At 64.2% G+C, this 20,530-nt stretch carries 28 protein-coding genes; 15 read left to right on the top strand and 13 right to left on the bottom strand.

Translation table 11 applies throughout. From position 1 onward, the window contains the following. The first annotated feature begins 10 nt into the window (after window positions 1-10). The 3 genes from V6B15_RS13115 (at window position 11) to V6B15_RS13105 (ending at window position 1,674) form a co-directional block, all read left to right on the top strand. The gene (locus tag V6B15_RS13115; RefSeq protein ID WP_334201560.1) at window positions 11-475 is read left to right on the top strand and encodes a PaaI family thioesterase; all 465 of its coding nucleotides are present in this window, start codon (window positions 11-13) and stop codon (window positions 473-475) included. Window positions 476-480: 5 nt separating this feature from the next. After that, window positions 481-816, top strand: coding sequence for a DUF1491 family protein (locus V6B15_RS13110; RefSeq protein ID WP_334201559.1), 336 nt, complete (start codon window positions 481-483; stop codon window positions 814-816). A gap of 201 nt (window positions 817-1,017) precedes the next feature. Then, window positions 1,018-1,674, top strand: a complete 657-nt coding sequence (locus V6B15_RS13105) for a cell wall hydrolase (RefSeq protein ID WP_334201558.1) — start codon at window positions 1,018-1,020, stop codon at window positions 1,672-1,674. Between the two features lie 60 nt (window positions 1,675-1,734). Here the strand turns inward: V6B15_RS13105 and xth are convergent, their stop codons facing one another. The 3 genes from xth to V6B15_RS13090 form a co-directional block, all read right to left on the bottom strand. Beyond that, a complete protein-coding gene (gene xth / locus V6B15_RS13100) occupies window positions 1,735-2,508 on the bottom strand; it encodes an exodeoxyribonuclease III (protein ID WP_334201557.1) in 774 nt (257 codons plus the stop codon). Between the two features lie 97 nt (window positions 2,509-2,605). Then, the gene (locus V6B15_RS13095; protein WP_334201556.1) at window positions 2,606-2,935 is read right to left on the bottom strand and encodes a HesB/IscA family protein; all 330 of its coding nucleotides are present in this window, start codon (window positions 2,933-2,935) and stop codon (window positions 2,606-2,608) included. Window positions 2,936-2,966: 31 nt separating this feature from the next. Then, window positions 2,967-3,398, bottom strand: coding sequence for a CBS domain-containing protein (locus V6B15_RS13090; protein WP_334201716.1), 432 nt, complete (start codon window positions 3,396-3,398; stop codon window positions 2,967-2,969). Window positions 3,399-3,511: 113 nt separating this feature from the next. Between V6B15_RS13090 and V6B15_RS13085 the strand changes: the two genes are divergently transcribed. Then, complete coding sequence (locus V6B15_RS13085) at window positions 3,512-3,802, top strand: hypothetical protein (protein ID WP_253521026.1); 291 nt, start codon at window positions 3,512-3,514, stop codon at window positions 3,800-3,802. On the opposite strand, the gene V6B15_RS13080 is transcribed toward V6B15_RS13085, so the two are convergent. The 4 genes from V6B15_RS13080 to V6B15_RS13065 are packed head-to-tail and all read right to left on the bottom strand — an operon-like array spanning window position 3,799 to window position 6,794. Further along, window positions 3,799-4,173, bottom strand: a complete 375-nt coding sequence (locus V6B15_RS13080; RefSeq protein ID WP_334201555.1) for a (2Fe-2S) ferredoxin domain-containing protein — start codon at window positions 4,171-4,173, stop codon at window positions 3,799-3,801. The genes V6B15_RS13085 and V6B15_RS13080 overlap by 4 nt on opposite strands. 16 nt (window positions 4,174-4,189) lie before the next feature. After that, on the bottom strand, window positions 4,190-4,657 hold the full coding sequence (locus V6B15_RS13075; RefSeq protein ID WP_334201715.1) for a DUF2497 domain-containing protein: 468 nt from the start codon (window positions 4,655-4,657) through the stop codon (window positions 4,190-4,192). Between the two features lie 52 nt (window positions 4,658-4,709). After that, the gene (locus V6B15_RS13070) at window positions 4,710-6,191 is read right to left on the bottom strand and encodes a TolC family outer membrane protein (protein WP_320181257.1); all 1,482 of its coding nucleotides are present in this window, start codon (window positions 6,189-6,191) and stop codon (window positions 4,710-4,712) included. Then, window positions 6,192-6,794, bottom strand: a complete 603-nt coding sequence (locus tag V6B15_RS13065; RefSeq protein ID WP_334201554.1) for a protein-L-isoaspartate O-methyltransferase family protein — start codon at window positions 6,792-6,794, stop codon at window positions 6,192-6,194. It lies immediately after the preceding gene. Window positions 6,795-6,949: 155 nt separating this feature from the next. On the opposite strand from V6B15_RS13065, the gene V6B15_RS13060 reads away from it, so the two are divergent. The 3 genes from V6B15_RS13060 to V6B15_RS13050 all read left to right on the top strand — a co-directional run bounded on the left by V6B15_RS13060 (window position 6,950) and on the right by V6B15_RS13050 (window position 10,510). Continuing rightward, on the top strand, window positions 6,950-8,467 hold the full coding sequence (locus tag V6B15_RS13060) for a fumarate hydratase (RefSeq protein ID WP_334201714.1): 1,518 nt from the start codon (window positions 6,950-6,952) through the stop codon (window positions 8,465-8,467). A 77-nt stretch (window positions 8,468-8,544) separates the two neighbouring features. Next, window positions 8,545-9,768 carry a sensor histidine kinase gene (locus V6B15_RS13055; protein WP_334201553.1) on the top strand — a complete coding sequence of 408 codons (1,224 nt, stop codon included), beginning with the start codon at window positions 8,545-8,547 and terminating at the stop codon, window positions 9,766-9,768. Further along, window positions 9,761-10,510: a LytR/AlgR family response regulator transcription factor gene (locus V6B15_RS13050; RefSeq protein WP_334201552.1), complete on the top strand. Its 750-nt coding sequence runs from the start codon at window positions 9,761-9,763 to the stop codon at window positions 10,508-10,510. Before V6B15_RS13055 ends, V6B15_RS13050 begins: the two co-directional genes overlap by 8 nt. An 86-nt stretch (window positions 10,511-10,596) precedes the next feature. Here V6B15_RS13050 and V6B15_RS13045 read toward each other — a convergent pair whose 3' ends face one another. After that, entirely contained in the window at window positions 10,597-10,890 is a 294-nt protein-coding gene (locus tag V6B15_RS13045; protein ID WP_334201551.1) for a UrcA family protein, read from the bottom strand. A gap of 195 nt (window positions 10,891-11,085) precedes the next feature. Here V6B15_RS13045 and V6B15_RS13040 point away from each other — a divergent pair, with 195 nt between their 5' ends. The 5 genes from V6B15_RS13040 (at window position 11,086) to V6B15_RS13020 (ending at window position 13,376) form a co-directional block, all read left to right on the top strand. Continuing rightward, on the top strand, window positions 11,086-11,352 hold the full coding sequence (locus V6B15_RS13040; protein ID WP_334201550.1) for a hypothetical protein: 267 nt from the start codon (window positions 11,086-11,088) through the stop codon (window positions 11,350-11,352). Further along, complete coding sequence (locus tag V6B15_RS13035) at window positions 11,325-11,966, top strand: diacylglycerol/lipid kinase family protein (RefSeq protein ID WP_334201549.1); 642 nt, start codon at window positions 11,325-11,327, stop codon at window positions 11,964-11,966. The genes V6B15_RS13040 and V6B15_RS13035 overlap by 28 nt, the downstream gene beginning before the upstream one ends. Then, window positions 11,924-12,244, top strand: a complete 321-nt coding sequence (locus V6B15_RS13030) for a hypothetical protein (RefSeq protein ID WP_334201548.1) — start codon at window positions 11,924-11,926, stop codon at window positions 12,242-12,244. Before V6B15_RS13035 ends, V6B15_RS13030 begins: the two co-directional genes overlap by 43 nt. After that, window positions 12,234-13,094, top strand: a complete 861-nt coding sequence (locus tag V6B15_RS13025; RefSeq protein WP_334201547.1) for a metallophosphoesterase family protein — start codon at window positions 12,234-12,236, stop codon at window positions 13,092-13,094. Before V6B15_RS13030 ends, V6B15_RS13025 begins: the two co-directional genes overlap by 11 nt. 84 nt (window positions 13,095-13,178) lie before the next feature. After that, window positions 13,179-13,376, top strand: coding sequence for a hypothetical protein (locus V6B15_RS13020; protein WP_253521046.1), 198 nt, complete (start codon window positions 13,179-13,181; stop codon window positions 13,374-13,376). Window positions 13,377-13,449: 73 nt separating this feature from the next. On the opposite strand, the gene rpsI is transcribed toward V6B15_RS13020, so the two are convergent. The 4 genes from rpsI to V6B15_RS13000 all read right to left on the bottom strand — a co-directional run bounded on the left by rpsI (window position 13,450) and on the right by V6B15_RS13000 (window position 16,476). After that, on the bottom strand, window positions 13,450-13,974 hold the full coding sequence (gene rpsI, locus V6B15_RS13015) for a 30S ribosomal protein S9 (RefSeq protein ID WP_253521048.1): 525 nt from the start codon (window positions 13,972-13,974) through the stop codon (window positions 13,450-13,452). Next, window positions 13,974-14,453, bottom strand: coding sequence for a 50S ribosomal protein L13 (gene rplM / locus V6B15_RS13010; RefSeq protein ID WP_263605618.1), 480 nt, complete (start codon window positions 14,451-14,453; stop codon window positions 13,974-13,976). The genes rpsI and rplM overlap by 1 nt, the downstream gene beginning before the upstream one ends. A gap of 168 nt (window positions 14,454-14,621) precedes the next feature. Continuing rightward, on the bottom strand, window positions 14,622-15,344 hold the full coding sequence (locus V6B15_RS13005; protein WP_334201546.1) for a hypothetical protein: 723 nt from the start codon (window positions 15,342-15,344) through the stop codon (window positions 14,622-14,624). 97 nt (window positions 15,345-15,441) lie between these two features. Then, a complete protein-coding gene (locus V6B15_RS13000; RefSeq protein ID WP_334201545.1) occupies window positions 15,442-16,476 on the bottom strand; it encodes a COX15/CtaA family protein in 1,035 nt (344 codons plus the stop codon). A 142-nt stretch (window positions 16,477-16,618) separates the two neighbouring features. Here V6B15_RS13000 and V6B15_RS12995 point away from each other — a divergent pair, with 142 nt between their 5' ends. The 3 genes from V6B15_RS12995 (at window position 16,619) to V6B15_RS12985 (ending at window position 18,625) form a co-directional block, all read left to right on the top strand. Beyond that, the gene (locus tag V6B15_RS12995; RefSeq protein WP_253521058.1) at window positions 16,619-17,023 is read left to right on the top strand and encodes a MerC domain-containing protein; all 405 of its coding nucleotides are present in this window, start codon (window positions 16,619-16,621) and stop codon (window positions 17,021-17,023) included. A 9-nt stretch (window positions 17,024-17,032) separates the two neighbouring features. After that, window positions 17,033-18,004 (top strand): sulfur carrier protein ThiS, encoded by a 972-nt coding sequence (gene thiS, locus V6B15_RS12990; protein WP_301298828.1) that lies wholly within the window; start codon window positions 17,033-17,035, stop codon window positions 18,002-18,004. Window positions 18,005-18,097: 93 nt separating this feature from the next. Beyond that, window positions 18,098-18,625, top strand: a complete 528-nt coding sequence (locus V6B15_RS12985) for a hypothetical protein (RefSeq protein WP_334201544.1) — start codon at window positions 18,098-18,100, stop codon at window positions 18,623-18,625. A 33-nt stretch (window positions 18,626-18,658) separates the two neighbouring features. Here the strand turns inward: V6B15_RS12985 and V6B15_RS12980 are convergent, their stop codons facing one another. Further along, window positions 18,659-20,461 (bottom strand): AMP-dependent synthetase/ligase, encoded by a 1,803-nt coding sequence (locus V6B15_RS12980; RefSeq protein ID WP_334201543.1) that lies wholly within the window; start codon window positions 20,459-20,461, stop codon window positions 18,659-18,661. Window positions 20,462-20,530: the final 69 nt, after the last annotated feature.

Raw genomic sequence — 20,530 nt, 5'->3', positions numbered from 1 at the left:
GAGAGTAGCAATGACCGGGGCCGCAACCAGCGGGGCTGAGCGCCATCATCGGGCGCTCGAAAGCCTCTATGCCTCGGCGCCGGTCAATGCGCTGTTTCCCTCACGGCTGGAAATTACCGGCGAGGGCACCTCACGGATCACCTTCGACGTGACCGAAGAGGTCTATCATGCTGCCGGTGCGGCGCATGGCACGATCTATTTCAAGATGCTCGACGATGCCGGTTTCTATGCTGCGAACACCTTCGTCACCGACCGTTTCCTGCTGACGACCTCGTTCAACCTGCATTTCACCAAGCCGGTGCGGGTGGGGCAGGTGGTCGCCGAAGGGCGCTGGGTGAGCGGGCGCAAGCGCGTGTTCGTCGCCGAATCGCGGCTGGTCGATGACGAGGGCGACGAAATCGGCCGCGGAACGGGGACCTTCATGCGCTCGCATATCCCGCTGTCGAGCCTCCCCGGCTATCTTACCGAAAGCTGAGCATAGTGAACGCGCGCCTGCCTGCCCATGTCGAGGTTTCGGGCCTGATCCGCGCGGTCGAAGGGTCGGGCGGTTTTGGCATGGTTCTTCAGAAGGGGGAGAAAGACGCGGGTACCCTGCTGGTATTAACCACGCAAAGCGGCAGGAATACCCGCTTGTGGGAGCGTATGCCCCAGCTCGATGGTTCGCGCGCATTCGTCTGCACGCGCACGCAAGACAATGAAAACACAAGAGAATTGGACGAATACGTGACCAAGCGCCGGCGTTCGGACCCCGATTGCTGGGTTATCGAGCTGGATATCGAAAATGCAGAACGGTTCGTCGCAGGGGCGTCGGGTTAACTTGACTTAATATCAATTGCGACTATTTGCCCGCCAGCTTCGATGCGCAGGCGGCGTTAGGACGGCAATGGGGTCGACACGCTAGCACGCAGACGGGGGGTGGCCGGCAGGCCCGTATCGGATCCAAGTTTCAGGACGCCATCAACGCGCCATGGATCCCAGCCTGCGTCAGACCGCCAACCGCTTAGTTGTCAGTGAAAAATGGTATTCAAGACTACCGGGTTTACCGCGGTCATCGCGGCAATCGCCTTTACTACTTTTGCGGGAGCCGAAGGTTCCGGCGCCAACGCCCAGGTTGCGGCGCAAGCAACCGCAGACATCACCACCGAGGCACAGCTCACTGAAGAAGTGGTGCCCGTCTTCGTCGAGAAGGAAGTGGTGCAGGAGCTTCCCGCAGCGGAAGCCGTATCAAACAATTCCGCCGACGCGGCACCGCAGGCAGACAGCCTGCGCGAGCTCGTCGCCGCCATGCCCGCTGGCAGCCAGCTTTCCGACGAACTCCAGTGCCTCGCCGGGGCGGTCTATTTCGAATCGCGCGGCGAACCGCTCGACGGCCAGCTGGCGGTTGCGCAGGTGATCATCAACCGCGCCGAAGACCGCCGTTTCCCGTCGAGCTATTGCAGCGTCGTCTACCAGCGCGCGCAATTCTCCTTCGTCAAACATGGCCGTATGCCGCGGATCAAGACCGGCTCGCGCGCCTGGCAGCGTGCGCATGCCATTGCCCGCATCGCCCACCGCGGGCTGTGGGACAGCGAAGCAAGCGATGCGCTGTACTTCCACGCGAACTACGTCCGGCCCAGCTGGAGCCGCCGCAAGGTAGCGCTTGCGACGATCGACACGCACGTCTTCTACCGCTGAGGCAAGTCAATTTGGAAAGGGGCCTTCGCGCGAGCGGGGCCCCTTTTCGATTCGCACCGGCTAGTCGCGCACGTCGACCCAGACCGGAGCATGATCGCTGGCCTTCTCGCGCCCGCGATGCTCCTTGTCCACGCCCGCTGCCTGCAACCGTACGGCTAGCTCGGGGGACAGCAGCAGGTGATCGATGCGGAACCCGTGGTCGCGCTGCCATGCGCCCGCCTGATAGTCCCAATAGGTCCACACGCCCCCGCGCGGATTGAGCGTATCGAGCGCGTCGGTCCAGCCATCGCCCAGCAGCCGAGCATAGGCATCGCGCGATTCGGGCTGCATCAGCGCGTCGCTCGCCATCGCGCGCACCGACCAGACATCCTTGTCTTCGGGGATGACATTGTAATCGCCGACCAGCGCGGTCGGGATTTCCTGCGCCCACAGCGTGGCCGCATGCGCGCGCAGCCGCTTCATCCAGGCCAGCTTGTAATCGAATTTCGGCCCCGGTTGCGGGTTGCCATTGGGCAGGTAGATCGACGCCACGCGGACGCCGTTCACGTCCGCCTCGAGATAGCGTGATTGTTCGTCTTCGGGATCGCCGGGCAGGCCGCGCTGGGTCTCCAGCGGTTCAACCCCGTCGGCGAGGATAGCGACGCCGTTGAAGCTTTTCTGACCATGCCAGATGGCCTTGTAGCCGATGCTCTCGAACTCCTCGGCGGGGAAGCCTTCGTCCATCGTCTTGATTTCCTGCAGGCAGGCGACGGTGGGCCGGGTTTCCTCGAGCCATTCTATCAGACGCGGCAGGCGCGCCTTGATCCCGTTGATGTTGAAGCTGGCGATACGCATGCGGGCGTTCTTATGGCCTCGGCAGGCGGTTGGCCAGCGCCAAGCCCCGTGCCTTCGCTGCGGTGCGTGAAGGGCCGGTCCGGCCCCTGCAGGATGTCTAGATGCCGAAGCTCGACCCGCAACCGCAGCCTGCCGCGGCCTGCGGGTTTTCAACGCGGAAGGCCGCGCCGCCCAGCGATTCGACGAAATCGACGGTGCTACCCGCGACGAGATCGAGGCTGACAGGATCGACGAGCAGCTTGACCCCGTCCTTCTCGCTGATCGCATCGTCGCTTTCAGCCGCATCGGCGAGGCCGAACTTGTACTGGAAGCCCGAACAACCGCCCCCCTCGACCGAGAGGCGGAGGATGGCCGGCTTGGCCTGCTTCTCGGCGATCGCGGCGATACGGGCCACCGCGGCATCGGTGAGGGTGGGGGAATTGATCATGCCAGCGATGTAGGGAGGCGCGAGCCCAGTCTCAAGCGGTCTGGATGTAAGCGCGCATGGCTTCAGCCTCGTGTTCGATCTCGTCGAGCCGCGCCTTGACCAGATCGCCGATCGAAATGAAGCCGCACATCGCCTCGCCTTCGACCACCGGCAAGTGGCGGATCCGCCGCCGGGTCATCAGCGCCAGCGCTTCGAGCACCGAGGTCGTGCGCTGCACGGTGATTGCGGGCGCGGTCATGACCTCGCCCAGCGGCCGTGACAGGCAGGCATCGCCTTCATCGGCCAGGCGATAGATTACGTCGCGTTCGGAAAAAATCCCGACCACCTTCCCGGCTTCGACCACCGGGACCGCGCCGATACGCTTCGAGGCCAGCAGCGCAACCGCTTCGCGTACGGGCGTATCGACATTGCAGGAGATGATCTCGGAGTTCGCCCGCCCTTCGATCAGACTGCCGATTTCCATGCGCCATCTCCACCGCTTTGCTGCTGCCAGAATGCCATCTTCACCTGCAAAAAGCGAATCGTCCAGCACCCCGGCGTTGAAACTGGTGCGCAGGCCCGCCATGTGCGCTGGCGATGGCGCATAAATCTCCCTTGGACGATCCCGAAAGCGCGGCCTTTGCCTGGGCGCGCTATCGGCGGATCATGCGCTTCATGTTCCTGCTGACGGTCGGCGTGGTCGCGATTGCGATGGCACTGCTGTACCGCCACGGCGCCGAGGAAGTGTCGATCCACTTCTACATCGCCGTCGCGCTCGGCGTCGGCTTTACCATGCTGCTGACCAGCGCGCTGATGGGACTGGTGTTCCTGTCCTCGGGAACCGGCCATGACGAAGCCATCGAAGACCCGCTCCGCGACGACGACTAGTCGGCTGGTCTGAGACGGTATTCCTCGACCGGTACGCCGCCGATCAGATGACGCTGGATGATCGCCTCGAGTACCTCGGGGTGGCACGAATGGTACCACACGTTATCGGGCCAGACGACCGCGATGGGCCCCGCCTCGCATACCTGCAGGCAATCGGCCTTGGTCCGTTGGATGGTCCCCTCGCGGCCCACCAGTCCGAGTTCCTTCAGCCGGCGCTTGAGGTAGTTCCACGCCTGCTTGCCTTCGTCGCGGCGGCAGCACTTCTGCTTCTCGGAGATGCCACACAGGAAGATCTGCCGTTCGGCAATGGCGCCGCCGGTCTTGGCCAGCGCTTGCTCGGCCTTGCGCAGGGCTTTCAGTTTTGCAGTCAAATGTACCGCGGCAGGCTCAGCTGCGCTTGCCCGCAATCCGTGCAATCTCGGCCTTGACCAGATCCTCGACCATGCCGGGCAGGTTGTCGTCGAGCCATTGGGCCAGCATCGGGCGCAGCATTTCGCGCGTCAGGCCCTCGAGCGAGGTCTCACCCGAACGCACGATCTGCGGCTGCTTGCCGGGTTTGGCGAGCATGGCGAGCGCGGCGAAATTCTGGCTCATCGCCGCGCGCGTGTCGCCCCGGGTGAGCGCATCGTCTTCGGCTTCGTCCTCGTCCCGCTCGTCATCGAGGGCGATTTCCTCGGCGAGTTCGAGCACTTCGTCGGCTTCTTCGGAATCGGCGGGTTCGGCAAGGCTTTCGCGCATCGTGGCAGCCGTGCGCCGACGGCGTTCGAGGATCGCGCCTTCGCGATTGTCGCGTGCGATCACCTTTTTGATCGAGTCGAGAATTTCCTCGACCGAAGGTTCACCCGTTTGCTGCATCGTCACTCAAGCCCCTGTTGGCGAATCGGTACGTCCCGATTCGGTACAGCGCTCAATAGCCTGATTCGGTTCCCGTTTCATCCTCTCCCGGAACACTGGCGTCGGGTGTCGCGACATCGACAGTGCTCGTGGCGCCGGCGACGGGTTCGGGATCGCGGTCCCAATCCCACACACGGCCCTTCACGCGCTCGTAATTGGCTGCGGGATCATAGAGTACGCCCTCGCCCAGGAACCCAAGGTCGCGCGCTTCGGCGCGGCCCATCGCGGCCAGCAGGCTGAAGCCAGCGACATAGGCGTTGCGGCGCGCCGTCACCAACTGCGCTTGCGCGCTGAGCAGTTCCTGTTCGGCATTGAGCACATCGAGTATCTGGCGGCTGCCGATCGAGTTCTCCGCGCGCACGCCTTCGAGGCTGAGCGTGGCGGCCTCTACCGCGATCTGGCTGCTTTCGATCACGGCCAGCGATGCCTGCCAGCTCGACCAGGCCGCGCGTACCTGGGCGATGGTTTCGCGTTCGGCGGCAATGACCTGTTCGAGCGCTGCGGTCTCGCGGGCCTGCGCCTGCCGCTGGCGTGCGGCGGGAAGCCCGCCCTGGAATATGGGAATGCTGAGGTTCACTCCCGCATTGGCCGTCGTTTCTTCCTGCGTAATGCCGGGAGCGCCCCCGGCCAGCGTGTCGAAGTAATCGGTATAGGTCGCGCCCGCGAACAGCGACACGCGCGGCAGCCGACCGGCGCCTGCGACCTCGGTGTCGAACCCCGCGGCATCTGCGCGTTCCATCGCCGCCAGCAGGTCGGGATTGTTGGCCAGCGCCGTATCGACGGCCGTGGCCACATCGGTCGGCAGGTTGGGCAGCGGCGGCGGCGCCTGCAGATCCTCGGGCGCATCGCCCACCAGCCGGATGTAGGTTTCGCGGGCATTGATCAGGTTCGCCTGCGCATTGCGCAGATCGCCCTGCGCCAGCGCCAGCCGCGATTGCGACTGGGCAACATCGGTACGGGTAAGGTCGCCGATTTCGAACCGGTCGCTCGTTGCCTGGAGATTGACCGTCAGGAATTCGACCTGGTTGGCGGTGAGCGCGACCAGCGCCTGCGTGCGCAGCACGTCCATGTAAGCGGCCACGACCTGACTGAAAATTGCGCTCTCGGTCGCGCGCAAATCGTTCTGCCCCGCCGCGACGCGTTCTTCCGCCGCCTTGACCGCGTTCCTGACCGCCCCGCCGGCATAAACCGGAACGGTCAGCTCGGGACCGATCTGGAGGGTCCGGTCGGGCGAAGTGAAGCTGTTGGGCGACTTCTTGATGAACTCGATATAGGTGCCGGAGGCATTCACGCTGGGAATGCCGGGGGCTTCCTGGATCTGGACGTTTTCGTCATTCGCCCGCTGGTTGGCGCGCGCGGCGAGCAGCGTGGGATTGTACAGATAGGCGTTGGTCAGCGCCTCCTGCAGCGTATCGGCCTGCGCCGGAACAGCGAGAGCCAGCGCGCTTGCGCCCGCCCCCAGAACCCAGAACTGTGCTACCCCTCCGCGACGCATTCAGAAACTCCAGCTTTGCGGCCGGTCGAATGCGCCAAGCCGCGGGATACCCATTTCGGCAAGCGGGATCAGCGCCAGCGCGCTCCCCGATTTACGGCCGGTGGCGAGGCGGGTGACGCCGCGCTCGACCATGCCGGTTACGATCCGTCCGCCCTCGGCAACCAGCTTGGCCAGCGCTGCGGGCGCATGTTCGATGGCCCCGTCGACCAGCACCAGCGTGTAATCGCCGCGCTTGGCGCCATTGGCCGCCTTCTCGGGCGTGACGGTGTCGAGCTTGCCGACCAGCGGTTCGACCAGCGCGGGCAGGTAGCCGCTGCCGCCATCGATCACCAGCACGCGGTCATCCATGCTGGGCCGGGCTTCGGCGAGCATGGCACCATGAAACAGCGGGGCGGGCAGGAACCCGCCGCTTTCGAGCCGGATCGCGCGGTCCATATAGGCGATCGACTTGGCCCCCTCGGGCACGAAATCCTCGCGCGCGATGCTCGACATGCGCTCGAGCACGAAGCCGTCGTTGACACCGCTGGTGCGCAGCTGGCTGTCGATCATCGCCTTGCGGGCGGCCGTGTAGTCGGGGCGGGTGGTGGTCAGGGTCATGGTCATTTCCGCGAGCTGTATTACATCAATAACACGCTTATGCAAGCTCCGGTTGCCTTAGGCGTATGGCCTCTCCGGGCCAAGCGCTTTGACCGATGGCGGCAAACCTGACTATCGGGGAGCGCAAATCTGCAACATGGGAATTTGCGGCGATGAGCGACATGACCGTCATCAGTGAAAACGACCTGATCGAGAGCGTTGCCGACGCGCTCCAGTATATCTCCTATTACCATCCGATGGACTATATCCGTGCGCTGGGCGAGGCCTATGAGGCCGAGAAGGGCCCCGCCGCCAAGGATGCGATTGCGCAGATCCTCACCAACAGCCGGATGTGCGCCGAGGGGCACCGCCCGCTGTGCCAGGACACCGGGATCGTCAACGTCTTCGTCAAATGGGGCATGAACTGCCGGCTCGACAGCACGCGGTCGTTGCAGGAGGTCGTCGACGAGGGGGTGCGCCGCGCCTACAACCATCCCGACAACAAGCTGCGCGCCTCGATCCTTGCCGATCCCGCCTTCACCCGGCGCAACACGCGCGACAATACGCCTTGCGTCCTGTCGGTCGAGATGGTGCCCGGCAGCACGGTGGATATTGACGTCGCCGCCAAGGGCGGGGGCAGCGAGAACAAGTCCAAGTTCAAGATGATGAACCCGAGCGACAATATCGTCGACTGGGTGCTCGAACAGATTCCCTCGATGGGTGCAGGTTGGTGCCCGCCGGGAATGCTGGGCATCGGCATTGGCGGCACCGCGGAGCATTGCGTGAAGCTGGCGAAGCAGAGCCTGATGGATCCGATCGACATGGGCCAGCTCAAGCAGCGCGGCGCGCAGAGCGATATCGAGCAATTGCGCATCGATATCTTCGATGCGGTCAATGCCATGGGCGTCGGTGCGCAGGGTCTTGGCGGACTGGCGACGGTCCTCGACGTGAAAATACTCGATGCGCCCTGCCATGCCGCCGGCAAGCCCGTGGCGATGATTCCCAACTGCGCTGCCACGCGCCACGCGCATTTCACGCTCGATGGTTCGGGTCCGGCCTATCTCGAGCCGCCCAAGCTGGACGATTATCCGCAAGTGACCTGGCAACCCGACAGCGCTGCCCGGCGTGTCGATCTCGACGCGCTGACGCCGGCGGAAGTGGAAAGCTGGAACCATGGCGACCGCCTGCTGCTGTCGGGCAAGATGCTGACCGGCCGCGATGCCGCTCACAAACGCATCAAGGACATGCTCGAAGCGGGCGAGGAACTACCGGTCGAGTTCAAGGGGCGCGCGATATATTATGTCGGTCCGGTCGACCCAGTAATGGGCGAAGTCGTCGGTCCGGCAGGCCCCACCACCGCCACGCGGATGGACAAGTTCACCGATATGATGCTCGACCTCGGGCTGCTCGCGATGATCGGCAAGGCCGAGCGCGGCCACGATGCGGTCGAAGTAATCAGCCGGTTCAAGGTCGCCTACCTCATGGCGACCGGCGGGGCGGCCTATCTCGTCAGCCGCGCGATCAAGGGCGCTGAGGTGGTGGCTTTCGAGGATCTGGGGATGGAAGCGATCTACGAATTCGAGGTCCAGGACATGCCCGTAACGGTCGCGGTCGATGCGGCCGGCAACAATGTCCACACGCTCGCGCCTGCCGAATGGCGACGCCGCATTGCTGCTGGAAATCTCGAACCTGCGGAATAACGGCCGCTCGACCAACCGCAGAGCCTGTTCGACCGCCGCGCTGGCATTTGCGGGCGCGAAGGGGCACATCGCAAACCGTGCCAATCGATGAACGCCAGATGAATCCCGAAAGCGAGCGCCTGTCCGGCAAGGTCGTCCTCGCCTCCATGGTGGGGGTGTGGCTGTGCTATTTCCTCCTGATCACCTTGCGCGGCGTGGTCGTCGGGCTCGAGTTCCAGGATGAGCTGCTATGGCGGCGCGCATTGGTTTGCGTTGTCGGCGTGGCCATGACCGGGCTTCTTTGGCTCGTCCTGCGGGTGGTCGAGAACCGGTCGCTTGGCATCAAGATTGCGGTCACGCTGGTTGTCGCGATGCCCGGTGCGATCATGATCGCCCAAGCGAACCGCTGGATATTCAGTTCGATCGAAGCCAAGGTCGAGGAGCAGATGGGCAAAGAGCGCGGTATTGCCCTGCGCCGCGACGATGCCGGCAATCTCCTCATCGACCTGCCCCGCACGAAGATGGGCGAAGATGTCGAGCAGGCCGAAGAGGCCGTTCCGCAAAGCGTGCTTATCTCGCCCGCTCCGACCGCACTCGACCAGTGGAAGATGACCTTCGACTTCGCGATCGGACGCTATTTCATCCTGCTGGCCTGGGCGTCGCTGTTTCTTGCCCTGCTGGCCGGTGCGCAGGCACGCGCGGCCGAGCGGCGCGGCGAACGCTTCCGCACGGCGGCCAAGGCGGCGGAACTGCGATCGCTGCGCTATCAGGTCAATCCGCACTTCCTGTTCAACACGCTCAATTCGCTGTCGGCGCTGGTGATGACCGGTAAGGCGGACCGGGCCGAACAGATGATCCAGACGATTTCGCGCTTCTATCGCCACAGCTTGGCGGACCATCCGACCGGCGACGTCAGCCTCGAGGACGAGATCGACCTGCAGGAGCACTATCTCGCAATCGAAGCGGTGCGTTTCCCCGAACGGCTGAGGATAAAGGTCGACTTGCCGCCCGAACTGGCCAGATATCAGGTGCCGGGGATGATCCTCCAGCCGCTGGTCGAGAATTCGGTCAAATATGGGGTATCCGCATCGCGCAAGCCGGTGACGATCACGATCGCCGCGCGCGAGGAATATGGCCGGCTGGTCCTGACCGTGAGCGACGATGGACCCGGCACCGCAGGCGAACATGGCTTCGGCATCGGTCTCGCCAATGTCCGCGACCGGCTCGAAGCGCGCTTCGGCAATAGCGCGACGATCGTTTCGGGGCCCGCGCTTACCGGCTATGAAACCGAATTGAGACTACCGATGGTGAAACATGGCTGAGGAAGTGGGCGAGACGCTCAAGACCCTGATCGTCGATGACGAACCGCTGGCGGTGGAACGGATGCAGGTCATCTGTTCGAAAATTCCCCAACTGCGCGTCGTCGGGACGGCAAGCGACGGAGCGCAGGCGTTGCGCCTAGTCGATGCGTTGCAGCCCGATCTGATCCTGCTCGACATGACCATGCCCGAAGTCGATGGTATTTCGGTAGCCAAGTCACTGGCGCAAAAGGCGGAGCGCCCGGCGGTGGTCTTCGTCACCGCACATGACAATTACGCGGTCGAGGCCTTCGATCTCGATGCGGTCGATTACGTGCTCAAACCGGTCAAACCCGAACGGCTCGAACGCGCGGTATCGCGCGCCATCGCCCGGCGCGGTGACGGTGAAGCGTCCGAAAGCGCGTGGCTCGAGGAACTGTGGATCCCGCACCGCTCCGAGCTCATCCGCATCGCCACTTCCGAAGTTGGCCAGATCGATGCCGAGCGCGATTATGTCCGCCTGCATGTCGGCGCAGATGACGCAGCGCGGACCTATCTGTTGCTGCAGACCATCGCCGGGCTCGAAAAGCGGCTGGATCCTTCGCGATTCATCCGCATCCATCGCTCGACGATCCTGCGCAAGGATCGCATCACCGGCCTGCGGCACGATGGGCTCGGCGTGTGGTCGGTCGAACTCGAGGATGGCGAGGCGCTGCGCATCGGTCGGACCTATCTGCCCAAGGTCAAGGCGATGGCGGGCCGCTAGAGCCCGTCACATTTGAAACGCATAAAAAAGGACCCCGACCGGGGGACTGCAACCGGCCGGGGTCCGAAGTCGGGCAGGCTGATGTATCAGCCGCCCATGGCCTGTTCGTCGACACGGGCCGCGACTTGCTCGCCTGCCTGTGCCTTGGCCATTTCGTAACATTCGCGCGCGGCGCGGTCGGGCAGTCGGGTGCCCGTGCGCGCTGCGCCGTAGCCGCAGACTTCGCGTGCGACGCGATCGATGCGCTGCGACAACTCCTTCTGGCCGGCGACGGTGCTCAGGTTGAGATCGCTGTAGGTCACATTGACATTTTCGGCCTGCGCGACGGTTGCGGTGAGTGCGAGGCCGGCGGCGGCGAGCGTGGCAAGGGTCTTGTTCATAGTTCCATCTCCAGGTTTGCGGCGGACCCCGATCAATTGAGGGGGAGAGGCCCGCCGCACCAACTGTATTACATGGCTACATCTGTAATCACACGCGGGCTTCGACGGATGGCGAGGGCAATGGACGGGCGCTGCAAAACGACCGACCAATGGCATTTGGCAATCGGCAGGCGACGGGCGTAGGACGCTCGTCTTATGTTGCTGAGCATCCTCTTCATCCTCGGGATAATAAATTTCGCGGTCCACAAGGCGGTTCTCGAGTCGAACCACCCACTGCTCGACACGCTGCCGGCCGCCTTTCGCGCGGACGGCGGGCGCGTTTCGCTGGCGTTCGAGTTTTTCGTGCTGCTGATGGCGATGCTGCTGGTGGCGCACGAATGGCCGGCTGCGGCCTGGGGGTATGCGATCTACAGCCTGCTTAATGGCACGACCGCATGGCTGTTGCTGAATGGCCGGATCTGAGCGCGGGAACCGCAGACGCGATCTGGCGCTTGAACGACATGGCTCCGCGGAAAACATGGCTGATCGTCAATTCGCGCAGCGGCAGCAATAGCGAAGCCGCACTGGTCGCGCTTGAACGCTCGCTCGCCGAATACGGCATGCCCGCCGAGAAGACGATCGCCTTTCCTGCCGAGGAACTTCCTAACCGCACCGTGTTGCAGGACGCGGATGTAGACCGTCTGATCGTCTTCACCGGAGACGGTACCCTGAATGCAGTAATCGAGGCGGTGACGGGCTGGAGCGGCGAAGTGCTGGTCCTGCCGGGGGGGACAATGAACCTTCTGAGCGCCCGGCTTCACGGGGCCGATACCGAATATGACGCTATCCTCGAGCGCATCGCCAGTGGCGCGTTTCGGCCCGTCCGTCCGAAAATGGCCTGCTGCCTGCGGGAAGGGCCCATGCCGGTGTCCTGGTCGGGCCCGGAACCGCCTGGGCCGAGGTACGCGAAGCGATGCGCGACTTCGATGTTGCCGGCCTTGCTCAGGGCGCCGGCGAGGCACTGGCCGAAACGACGGGCGGGTCGCGCGTACGGATGGTCGAACCGGCGATCGGCCAGGACGATGGCTATCCGCTGATCGAGCTGACCCCGAGCCACCGCGGCATGCAGGTCGATGGCTACCGGATCGAAAACGCCGGAGAATTCCTCCAGCAAAGCTGGGCGTTGTTGCGGCGCAGTTTCCGCGACGGCCCGCATGAGCGGCTCGGCCTGCTCGATCGGCTGGTGATCGAGAACTGCGCGGGCGAGCCGGTCGAAGTGCTTATCGACGGCGAACCGGCCACTTTGGAAACGCGGGCCGAATTCACGGTGGAAGACTGCCCGGTCGATCTGCTAGCGACCGCGCATGGCTTCTGACATCCGCCGGATATTCCATCTTTCCGACATCCATTTCGGGCTCGAAAACAACCGCGCGCTCGATTGGGTGAAGCAGGAGATTGCCGAAAAGCGCCCCGACGCGGTGGCGATTACCGGCGACCTCACCATGCGCGCACGGCACCGCGAATTCGCGGCTGCGACGCATTGGATCAATGAACTCGATGCCCCCGTTACCGTGGAGGTAGGCAATCACGACCTGCCCTATTTCAACCTCATCGAACGCTTCTTTGAGCCGTACAAGCGGTTTCACGGGATGAAGGAGAAGGTCGAAAAGGAACTCGACCTCGGTGCGCTGGCGATCGTCCCGCTCAAGACTGCCGTGCGGATGCAGCCGCGTCTCAACTGGTCGAAGGGCTGGGTGAGCCAGCGCTCGCTCGACCGGTGCCTGGCCGCGCTCGATGCGCTGCCCAAAGGAACGCGCGCACTGGTGGCCGTCCATCATCCCTTGCGCGAAGTCGGCACGCAGGGGACCGCGCTGACCAAGCATGGCGACCGCGCGCTGCGCGAGCTCGCTAGGCGCAAGGTCGAGGGCGTCCTCTCGGGTCATGTCCATGACGCGTTCGATATCATGGAAGACACGAGCGAGGGTCCGGTGCGGATGATCGGTGCGGGCACTCTGTCGCAGCGCACGCGCTCGACCCCGCCGAGTTTCAACGAGATCACCTGGGACGGGGCGCAGCTAACCGTGTGCGTGCGCAATCTTCAGCATGTCGAAACATCCGATATGCAGATCGACGACGTGCCGGAAAACGCGCTGCCGCCACGGGGACCGGGAGAGGCCGTCGCACCGGTGCGTCAAATTCCGCGGACCGATCCGCCGGTGCATTAACCAGCCCGGCTAAGCAATTTCGGCACCGGTCCAACAATGATCTGACCCTATCCTCTGCGGCGATTGACCGGAGGAAGCAGAGTTATGGAACTCGTAAAGGCAATGCCCCTGGGCGCCGTTCTGACCCTCGTGGTGGCGCTGGCGATCGGTTCCCAAGGATCGAAAGGCGGCCAACTCCAGATTTTCCGCGCCGAGATTTACCAGTTCGACCTGTGGTGGTCGTGGCCGCTGTTCCTCGGCGGAACCGCGCTGGCCTGGGGCATCATGCTGCTCCAGCGCTGAGGGCGCTACAAACGAAGAAGGGCGGCTCCTCGCGGAACCGCCCTCCTTGGTGATCTGATAGATCGTTTCGCGTTTAGCGCTTCGAGAACTGGAAGCTACGGCGGGCCTTGGCGCGGCCGTACTTCTTACGCTCGACAACACGGCTGTCGCGGGTCAGGAAGCCTGCCGCCTTGACCGTGCTGCGCAGCGCGGGCTCGTATTTGGTGAGCGCCTGCGAAATGCCGTGCTTGACCGCACCGGCCTGGCCCGAGAGGCCGCCGCCGCGCACGGTGGCGACAACGTCGTACTGTTCCTGGCGCTCGGTGATGGCGAAAGGCTGGTCGATGATCAGGCGCAGCGTCGGACGTGCGAAATACACTTCCTGGTCTTTGCCGTTGACAGTGACCTTGCCGCTGCCGGGCTTGAGCCAGACGCGCGCAGTGGCGTCCTTGCGGCGACCGGTAGCGTAGGCACGGCCCTGCTTGTCGAGCTCCTGCTCGCGCAGCGGAACCTGGGCGGTTTCAGCGATCTGGGCTGCGTCGCCCTCGGGCGCGTCACCGGCGATGTCCTTCAGATCGGCGAGATCCGAGACGGTTTCGTTCTTGGTTTCGTCGACCATTATGCGACAACCTTGTTCTTGCGGTTCATCGAGGCAACGTCGAGCTTTTCGGGCTTCTGGCCGTCATAGGGATGCTCGGTGCCGGCGAATACGTGCAGCGCGCGCATCTGCGCACGGCCAAGCGGGCCACGCGGGATCATGCGCTCGACAGCCTTTTCGAGCACGCGCTCGGGAAACTTGCCTTCCAGCACCTTGGCCGGAGTGGTTTCCTTGATGCCGCCGGGGTGGCCGGTATGCTTGTAATAGATCTTGTCGTTAAGCTTCTTGCCGGTGAACTTCACCTTGTCCGCGTTGATCACGACGACATGGTCGCCGCAATCGACATGCGGGGTGTAGCTCGGCTTGTGCTTGCCGCGCAGGTGGTTGGCGATGATCGCCGCGACACGACCGACGACGAGATTCTCGGCGTCGATGATGTGCCACTTCTTTTCGACCTCGGCCGGCTTGATCGACCGGGTGGTCTTCGTAAGAGCCTTCATGGCTGGTTTCCGTTCCTAGTGTTCGTGCCATGCCCGTGGGGGCATCGGCGCCAATCGGCGAATCCATGCGAATGAACCCGCGAAGCGCGCGGCAAATGGCGCTGGATGGCCTGTCAGTCAAGCGTTTCTGCGCATCTTGCGTGGGGTAAAATACAACCCCAACGAATTTCAGGCAAGCGAAAGGCTCCAGGTTTCGCGCGAAAGCCGCACATCTTCGGCAATGCGGGTAGTGATCCGGCGCTCGAACCGCTCGAGCAGTCCGCCCGTCGTCGCGCTGGCCTCAAGCTCGACCGAGAACTCACCCGTCAGCCCGCCGGGCAGCGGCAGTTCCCGCGAATCGCGGGCTTCACCGGTCACGGGAAAAAACAGGTCCGGCGGAGTGGTGCCGATAATCGTTCCGGCAGTCTTGGCAAGCTGGGCGAGATAGAGCTTCGCTTCCTGCATCTCGGCGGCGGACTTGCCCGATTGCTCAAGCACCCCGATCGCTGCCTGCACTGCGGCCGCGGTGCCCTCCGTATTCACCGGCTGGCTCCCGACCATCCGTCCGCGGCTATCCAGACGCGCGGGGAAGGGCCCGGGCGAGCGGCGGTCGCGTTCGACTGCGGCAATGGGCTCGAGCACTGCAGGCGCGTCAACCGTACAGGAGACCTGTTCGCCCGTAACGCGGGTTTGCCCGGCGATGCTTTCAAACTGTCCCTTCCATTCGCGGGTCACCAGCAGCGATGCTCCGCGGGCCAGGCCGCGTTCCAGCTCCCGGCGCAGCAGGAACGGGCGGGTCGGGATGCTTATGGAACGGCTCGCCGCCCATACGGCGGTCGGGTGGCCGAGGACGGGCAGGATCGCTGCCAGACCGAAAAGCCTCAGCACGCCGCGCCTGTTATCCGCCTTCATCGCCCACCCCCGATACCAGCAGTATTACGGGGCTTCGAACGGCGCGCAAGCTCTCGCGCCGTGCGCGGCCGGAAGCCTCGAGGTCGCGGGAGCCAGGTCAGGCCGCGTGGGTCTTTCGCCCCAGCACATGCGCACCCCAGGCGAAGCTCGCGACCAGCAGCGCGCCGACGATCTGGTGCGCAACGGCCACCCATAGCGCGACGCCCGTCCATACGGTCGCGATCCCGAGTACGATCTGCGTTCCGAAGGCGATATGGATCGCCACCGAGGCGCGGCGCATGAGCGGCTTTACCCTGCGCGCCATGACGATCAGCGCAGCGACCGCCGCCCAGGCCCACCAGCGGTGCAGGAAGTGGACCAGGTAGAGATCGTGGGTCACGGCGCGAAGGAAACCGCCACTGGTGTCATACTCCGGCACCAGCCCACCCTGCATCAGCGGCCAGCTATCGGAGGCGAGCCCCGCATTGAGTCCCGCGACCCACGCGCCGAGCAGCAGTTGAACGAAAAGGATTGCGCCCACCCAGCTCGCGGTGACGGTCCAGCGCGCGGGACCACCGCTGCCAGCGGCCAGGCGGCGAAGATCGAGCGCGGTCCAGACCAACCCGCCGAGCGTGAACAGCGCGGTCAGCAAATGAATCGAAAGCCAGAAATGGCTCACATCGGTCATTGTCCCGGCGAGCCCGCTGCGGACCATGAACCAGCCGAAGACGCCCTGCAGCCCGCCCAGCGCAAGCAGCGCAACCAGCCGCCACTTGTAGCCCTGCGGGATCGCGTCGCGGATCCAGAACCATGCCAGGGGCAGGGCAAAGGCCAGCCCGATCAACCGGCCAAGCAGCCGGTGAAACCACTCCCAGAAGAAGATGAACTTGAAAGCCGCAAGGTCCATTCCTGCAGGGCCGGTCACGTTCCGATACTCGCCCGTGGCCTTATAGAGTTCGAATTCGGCCTGCCACGCGCTGTCCGACAAGGGGGGGATGGCCCCGGTGATCGGTTTCCACTGGGCGATCGACAACCCGCTCTCGGTCAGCCGGGTGATCCCGCCCACGGCCACCATCACCACGACCATGACGGCGACGATCATCAGCCAGTTGGCCAGCGCGATCGGCCGCGCCTGCTTGCTCTTCTCGGACATGGCATCGTCTGTGGTTTGCAGGCGCGGCTGGCGCAAGTGCAAATCGGGCAAGCGGCAGCCCGGTTGCCGCAACCGACGCGATGCGACCGTCACCCGCCGGTTTTGCTTGCAAGAAGATACACCATAACATATCTGGCCTCGCATGTTGCAACGTGCCATCTCGCCGATTCGTCGGAGGCTCGACCGGGCGGGGATCCTGCTCTCGGGTGCATGTGCGATCCATTGCCTGCTTTCGATTGTCCTGGTGTCAGGTCTCGGCCTTGGCGGGGAGCTGTTCCTTTCGCCCGATATCCACCGTGCGGGGCTGCTCATCGCCACGCTGATCGCAGGCGTCGCGATCGGCTGGGGCGCCTTGCGTCACCGTGTTGCAGCCCCCTTTGTGGTCGCAATGACCGGGCTGACCTTCATGGGCGCGGCGCTGGCCGTACCGCATGGCGTGAAGGAAGCGGTGCTGACCATCATTGGCGTCGCGCTGGTATCGCTGGGGCACATCCTCAACCTGCGCCATGTGCATTCCGCGGCTTGCAAGGAGCGCGCGGGCGACTAAGTCGGGCGCATGATTGCCCTGACCGTCAATGGCGAGACCCGCCGTACTGCCGCCGCCACTATCGCCGATCTCGTGCGCGAACTTGAACTCGACCCGGCGAAGGTCGCGGTCGAGCACAATGGCACCATCGCCCCGCGCAGCGAACTTGGCCAGCATCCCATCAGCGATGGCGATACGCTGGAAATCGTCCATTTCGTCGGCGGCGGCCAGGACGATGATAGCTGGACCGTTGCCGGACGGACTTTCCGCAGCCGGCTAATCGTCGGCACCGGCAAATATCGCGATTTCGAACAGAATGCGGCAGCACTCGAAGCCTCGGGTGCGGAAATCGTCACCGTGGCGGTGCGCCGGGTCAATGTCAGCGATCCCAATGCGCCCATGCTGACCGATTACATCGATCCCAAGAAAGTCACTTACCTGCCCAATACGGCGGGCTGCTTCACCGCGGACGAGGCGATCCGCACGCTACGGCTGGCGCGCGAAGCGGGCGGCTGGGATCTCGTCAAGCTGGAGGTGCTCGGCGAAGCGCGCACGCTCTATCCCGATATGCGCGAGACATTGGTCGCGACCGAGACGCTGGCCAAGGAAGGCTTCCTGCCGATGGTCTACTGCGTCGACGACCCGATTGCGGCCAAGCAGCTCGAGGATGCAGGCGCGGTCGCAGTCATGCCGCTGGGCGCGCCGATCGGCTCGGGGCTCGGTATCCAGAACCGCGTCACAATCCGGCTGATCAAGGAAGGCGCCAGCGTGCCCGTACTGGTCGATGCCGGGGTCGGCACCGCTTCGGATGCTGCTGTCGCCATGGAACTGGGCTGCGACGGGGTGTTGATGAACACAGCCATCGCCGAGGCCAAGGACCCGCTCCGCATGGCGCGCGCAATGAAGCTGGCCGTGGAGGCCGGGCGCGATGCCTATCTCGCCGGCCGGATGGGGACGCGCAAATATGCCGACCCCAGCAGCCCGTTGGCGGGGCTGATCTAACACAGGGGCGAGTCCCGGAGGCTGCGCCGGGGTGCGGAAAAAATATTAACCATCTTCGGAGATAGTCGGCCTCGTGACAGGGGAGTGCCGATCATGGCCGTTACGGGTACCGCATCACTGACCATTGCCGAAATGCGCGAATTCGCCGGGCTGACCGCCGCCGAGCAGCGCTATATCCGCCGCAGTCTCGATATCGGGCTGGGACGCTGCGATGCCTTTCGCATCTGGGGGCGCAACCCGGGCGAGAACGCCGCGATCCGCAGCCAGTATGTCGCCTATCAGGAGCTGAAGGCGCTGCGCCAGTCGATCCCCGAACACTCGGGCTTCGACAGTGTCGAGGGCTTTGTCGGCAAGCTGACCCGCGTTGCCGCTTTCGATCTGGCGCAGGAGCGGATCGACAGCTTTTCCGCCTTTCGCTTTCTCTATGAACGGCTGATCTCCGCCGCCGCACGGCCGTGGCTGCCCAGCGCCTTTTGCGCCGCCGCCGCCCTGCCGCAGATCCGCCCCGATCGCCGCAAGATGCTGCTCCAGAGCCTGAGCGAAGCTGCCGCGACCGCCCCCGGCTGGAGCGACCGTGCGCCAAGTTTCTTCCCGGAATATATCGAGGAAGCGGTCGCCTAGGCCCTCTTCACGCCACCGCTACAGTCCGCGGTCCTAGCTGCGGTACAGCTTCGCCAGATGGTCGCCGTAGCGATCGCGGATCTTGTGGCGGCGGATCTTCATCGAGGGGGTCATTTCCTCGTTTTCGATCGTGAACGGCTCGTCGGCAAAGGCGAACTGGCGTACCTTTTCGACCACCGATAGATCCTTGTTCACCCGGTCGATCGCGGCGCGCACCGCGTTGCGATACTCGGGCAGTTCCTGCAATTGCTTGCAGTCGAACTGTTTCCCCTGCGCACGGCACCATTCAAGCGTCCATTCGGCATCGGGGACGATCAGGCCGACGATATAGGGCTTGCGGTCGCCCGCCACCATCGCCTGGCCGATCTCGGGTTGCAGCGTCAGCATGCCCTCGACCTTCTGCGGGGCGATGTTGTCGCCCTTGTCGTTGACGATCATGTCCTTCTTGCGGTCAGTGATGACGATCCGGCCCCGGTCGTCGAGGTGGCCGATATCGCCGGTATGCAGCCAGCCGTCCTGGATCGTGCGCTGGGTCTCGCTTTCGTTCTGCCAATAGCCATGCATGACGAGTTCGCCGCGCACGAGGACTTCGCCGTCGTCGGCAATCTTCAATTCGACACCGCGCATTGCCGGACCGACCGAATGCATCGCGATCCCCGCTGCCGGGCGATTGCAGCTGATCACCGGACCGGCTTCGGTCTGCCCGTAACCCTGCAACATCGTCAGCCCCATGGCTTCGAAGAAGATGCCGACTTCGGGGTTGAGCGGCGCACCGCCCGATACCATCGCCTTGATCCTGCCGCCGAACCGCTGGCGGATTTTGGGCCGCAGCAGGCGTGCGACCGCCAGATCCTTGAGCTTGTCGCCGAACTTGGGCTGGCCCGCGGCGCGACGTTCGCCGACCTCCAGCGCAGTGTTCATCAGCTTCTCGGCAAGGCCGCCCTGCTTGTGGACCTGCTTCATGATCCGCGTGCGCAGCACTTCGAACAGCCGCGGGACCACGACCATGATGGTCGGCCGCGTTTCCTCGATATTGCTGGCGAGCTTTTCGAGGCCCTCGGAATAAAAAATCTGCGCGCCGACGCTGATCGGGAGGAACTGCCCGCCGGTATGCTCATAGGCGTGGCTGAGCGGCAGGAAGGAAAGGAACCGCTCGTCCTGCACGATGCCGAAATCCTCGATCAGGATTTCCGCGGCGCCCGCGGCATTGCACAGGATTGCGCCATGGTGCTGCAGCACCCCGCGCGGGGCCCCGCCGGTGCCGCTGGTGTAGATGATGCACGCCGTATCGCCGCGTCCGACCTTTGCCATCCGCTCGGTCACCGCCTTGCGCGCCGCCGCGGCATCACCCTCGAGCATCTTGTCCCACATATGGAAGGTGAAGCTGCCCGATTGCTGGCGATGGAGATCGTCGATGCCGATAACATGTTCGGCAATGCCCGAGGCCTGCAAGGCACCATGCAGCGGCCGGAGCAGCTTCTCGGTCGACACGATCACCGCCTTGGCCCCCGAATTGTCGAGGATGTGGACGTGGTCGCGCTCGGTATTGGTGATGTAGGCCGGCACGGTGATGCAGCCTGCAGCCATTACCGCGAGGTCGGCGATGCACCATTCGGGGCGGTTCTCGGATACGAGGCACACGCGGTCGCCTTCCTTGAGGCCCAGTCTGCGCAAATTTTCCGCAAGGAGGCAGACCCGTTCCGCGGTTTCACGCCAGCTGATCGTCTGCCAGCTGCCATCCTTCTTCGCCCCGAGGAAGGGCAAGTCGCCCTTCTCGTCCGCGCGTTTGAGGAAGAGTTCGACGAGATTGTTGGCGGAATCGATGTCCGACAGCACGGCAGGCTCCTCAGCGATCTTGTTCTTGTTGTAACCCAGTTCTTGGCGAGGACTTAGGCTGCCTCCCGC

Origin of the sequence: Qipengyuania sp. Mu-71 (assembly GCF_036867055.1) — a bacterium.
GTDB classification, from domain to species: domain Bacteria; phylum Pseudomonadota; class Alphaproteobacteria; order Sphingomonadales; family Sphingomonadaceae; genus Qipengyuania; species Qipengyuania profunda.
Note: the sequence above shows the minus strand (reverse complement) of the source record. Positions and strands in the feature narration are given on the sequence as shown.

Coding starts and splice junctions, on each gene's coding strand:
- V6B15_RS13115 (WP_334201560.1), top strand. CDS start 11: ATGACCGGGGCCGCAACCAGCGGGGCTGAGCGCCATCATCGGGCGCTC.
- V6B15_RS13105 (WP_334201558.1), top strand. CDS start 1,018: ATGGTATTCAAGACTACCGGGTTTACCGCGGTCATCGCGGCAATCGCC.
- xth (WP_334201557.1), bottom strand. CDS start 2,508: ATGCGTATCGCCAGCTTCAACATCAACGGGATCAAGGCGCGCCTGCCG.
- V6B15_RS13095 (WP_334201556.1), bottom strand. CDS start 2,935: ATGATCAATTCCCCCACCCTCACCGATGCCGCGGTGGCCCGTATCGCC.
- V6B15_RS13090 (WP_334201716.1), bottom strand. CDS start 3,398: ATGGAAATCGGCAGTCTGATCGAAGGGCGGGCGAACTCCGAGATCATC.
- V6B15_RS13085 (WP_253521026.1), top strand. CDS start 3,512: ATGGCGCATAAATCTCCCTTGGACGATCCCGAAAGCGCGGCCTTTGCC.
- V6B15_RS13075 (WP_334201715.1), bottom strand. CDS start 4,657: ATGCAGCAAACGGGTGAACCTTCGGTCGAGGAAATTCTCGACTCGATC.
- V6B15_RS13070 (WP_320181257.1), bottom strand. CDS start 6,191: ATGCGTCGCGGAGGGGTAGCACAGTTCTGGGTTCTGGGGGCGGGCGCA.
- V6B15_RS13065 (WP_334201554.1), bottom strand. CDS start 6,794: ATGACCATGACCCTGACCACCACCCGCCCCGACTACACGGCCGCCCGC.
- V6B15_RS13060 (WP_334201714.1), top strand. CDS start 6,950: ATGACCGTCATCAGTGAAAACGACCTGATCGAGAGCGTTGCCGACGCG.
- V6B15_RS13050 (WP_334201552.1), top strand. CDS start 9,761: ATGGCTGAGGAAGTGGGCGAGACGCTCAAGACCCTGATCGTCGATGAC.
- V6B15_RS13045 (WP_334201551.1), bottom strand. CDS start 10,890: ATGAACAAGACCCTTGCCACGCTCGCCGCCGCCGGCCTCGCACTCACC.
- V6B15_RS13040 (WP_334201550.1), top strand. CDS start 11,086: ATGTTGCTGAGCATCCTCTTCATCCTCGGGATAATAAATTTCGCGGTC.
- V6B15_RS13035 (WP_334201549.1), top strand. CDS start 11,325: ATGGCTGTTGCTGAATGGCCGGATCTGAGCGCGGGAACCGCAGACGCG.
- V6B15_RS13030 (WP_334201548.1), top strand. CDS start 11,924: ATGGTCGAACCGGCGATCGGCCAGGACGATGGCTATCCGCTGATCGAG.
- V6B15_RS13025 (WP_334201547.1), top strand. CDS start 12,234: ATGGCTTCTGACATCCGCCGGATATTCCATCTTTCCGACATCCATTTC.
- V6B15_RS13020 (WP_253521046.1), top strand. CDS start 13,179: ATGGAACTCGTAAAGGCAATGCCCCTGGGCGCCGTTCTGACCCTCGTG.
- rpsI (WP_253521048.1), bottom strand. CDS start 13,974: ATGGTCGACGAAACCAAGAACGAAACCGTCTCGGATCTCGCCGATCTG.
- rplM (WP_263605618.1), bottom strand. CDS start 14,453: ATGAAGGCTCTTACGAAGACCACCCGGTCGATCAAGCCGGCCGAGGTC.
- V6B15_RS13005 (WP_334201546.1), bottom strand. CDS start 15,344: ATGAAGGCGGATAACAGGCGCGGCGTGCTGAGGCTTTTCGGTCTGGCA.
- V6B15_RS13000 (WP_334201545.1), bottom strand. CDS start 16,476: ATGTCCGAGAAGAGCAAGCAGGCGCGGCCGATCGCGCTGGCCAACTGG.
- V6B15_RS12995 (WP_253521058.1), top strand. CDS start 16,619: ATGTTGCAACGTGCCATCTCGCCGATTCGTCGGAGGCTCGACCGGGCG.
- thiS (WP_301298828.1), top strand. CDS start 17,033: ATGATTGCCCTGACCGTCAATGGCGAGACCCGCCGTACTGCCGCCGCC.
- V6B15_RS12985 (WP_334201544.1), top strand. CDS start 18,098: ATGGCCGTTACGGGTACCGCATCACTGACCATTGCCGAAATGCGCGAA.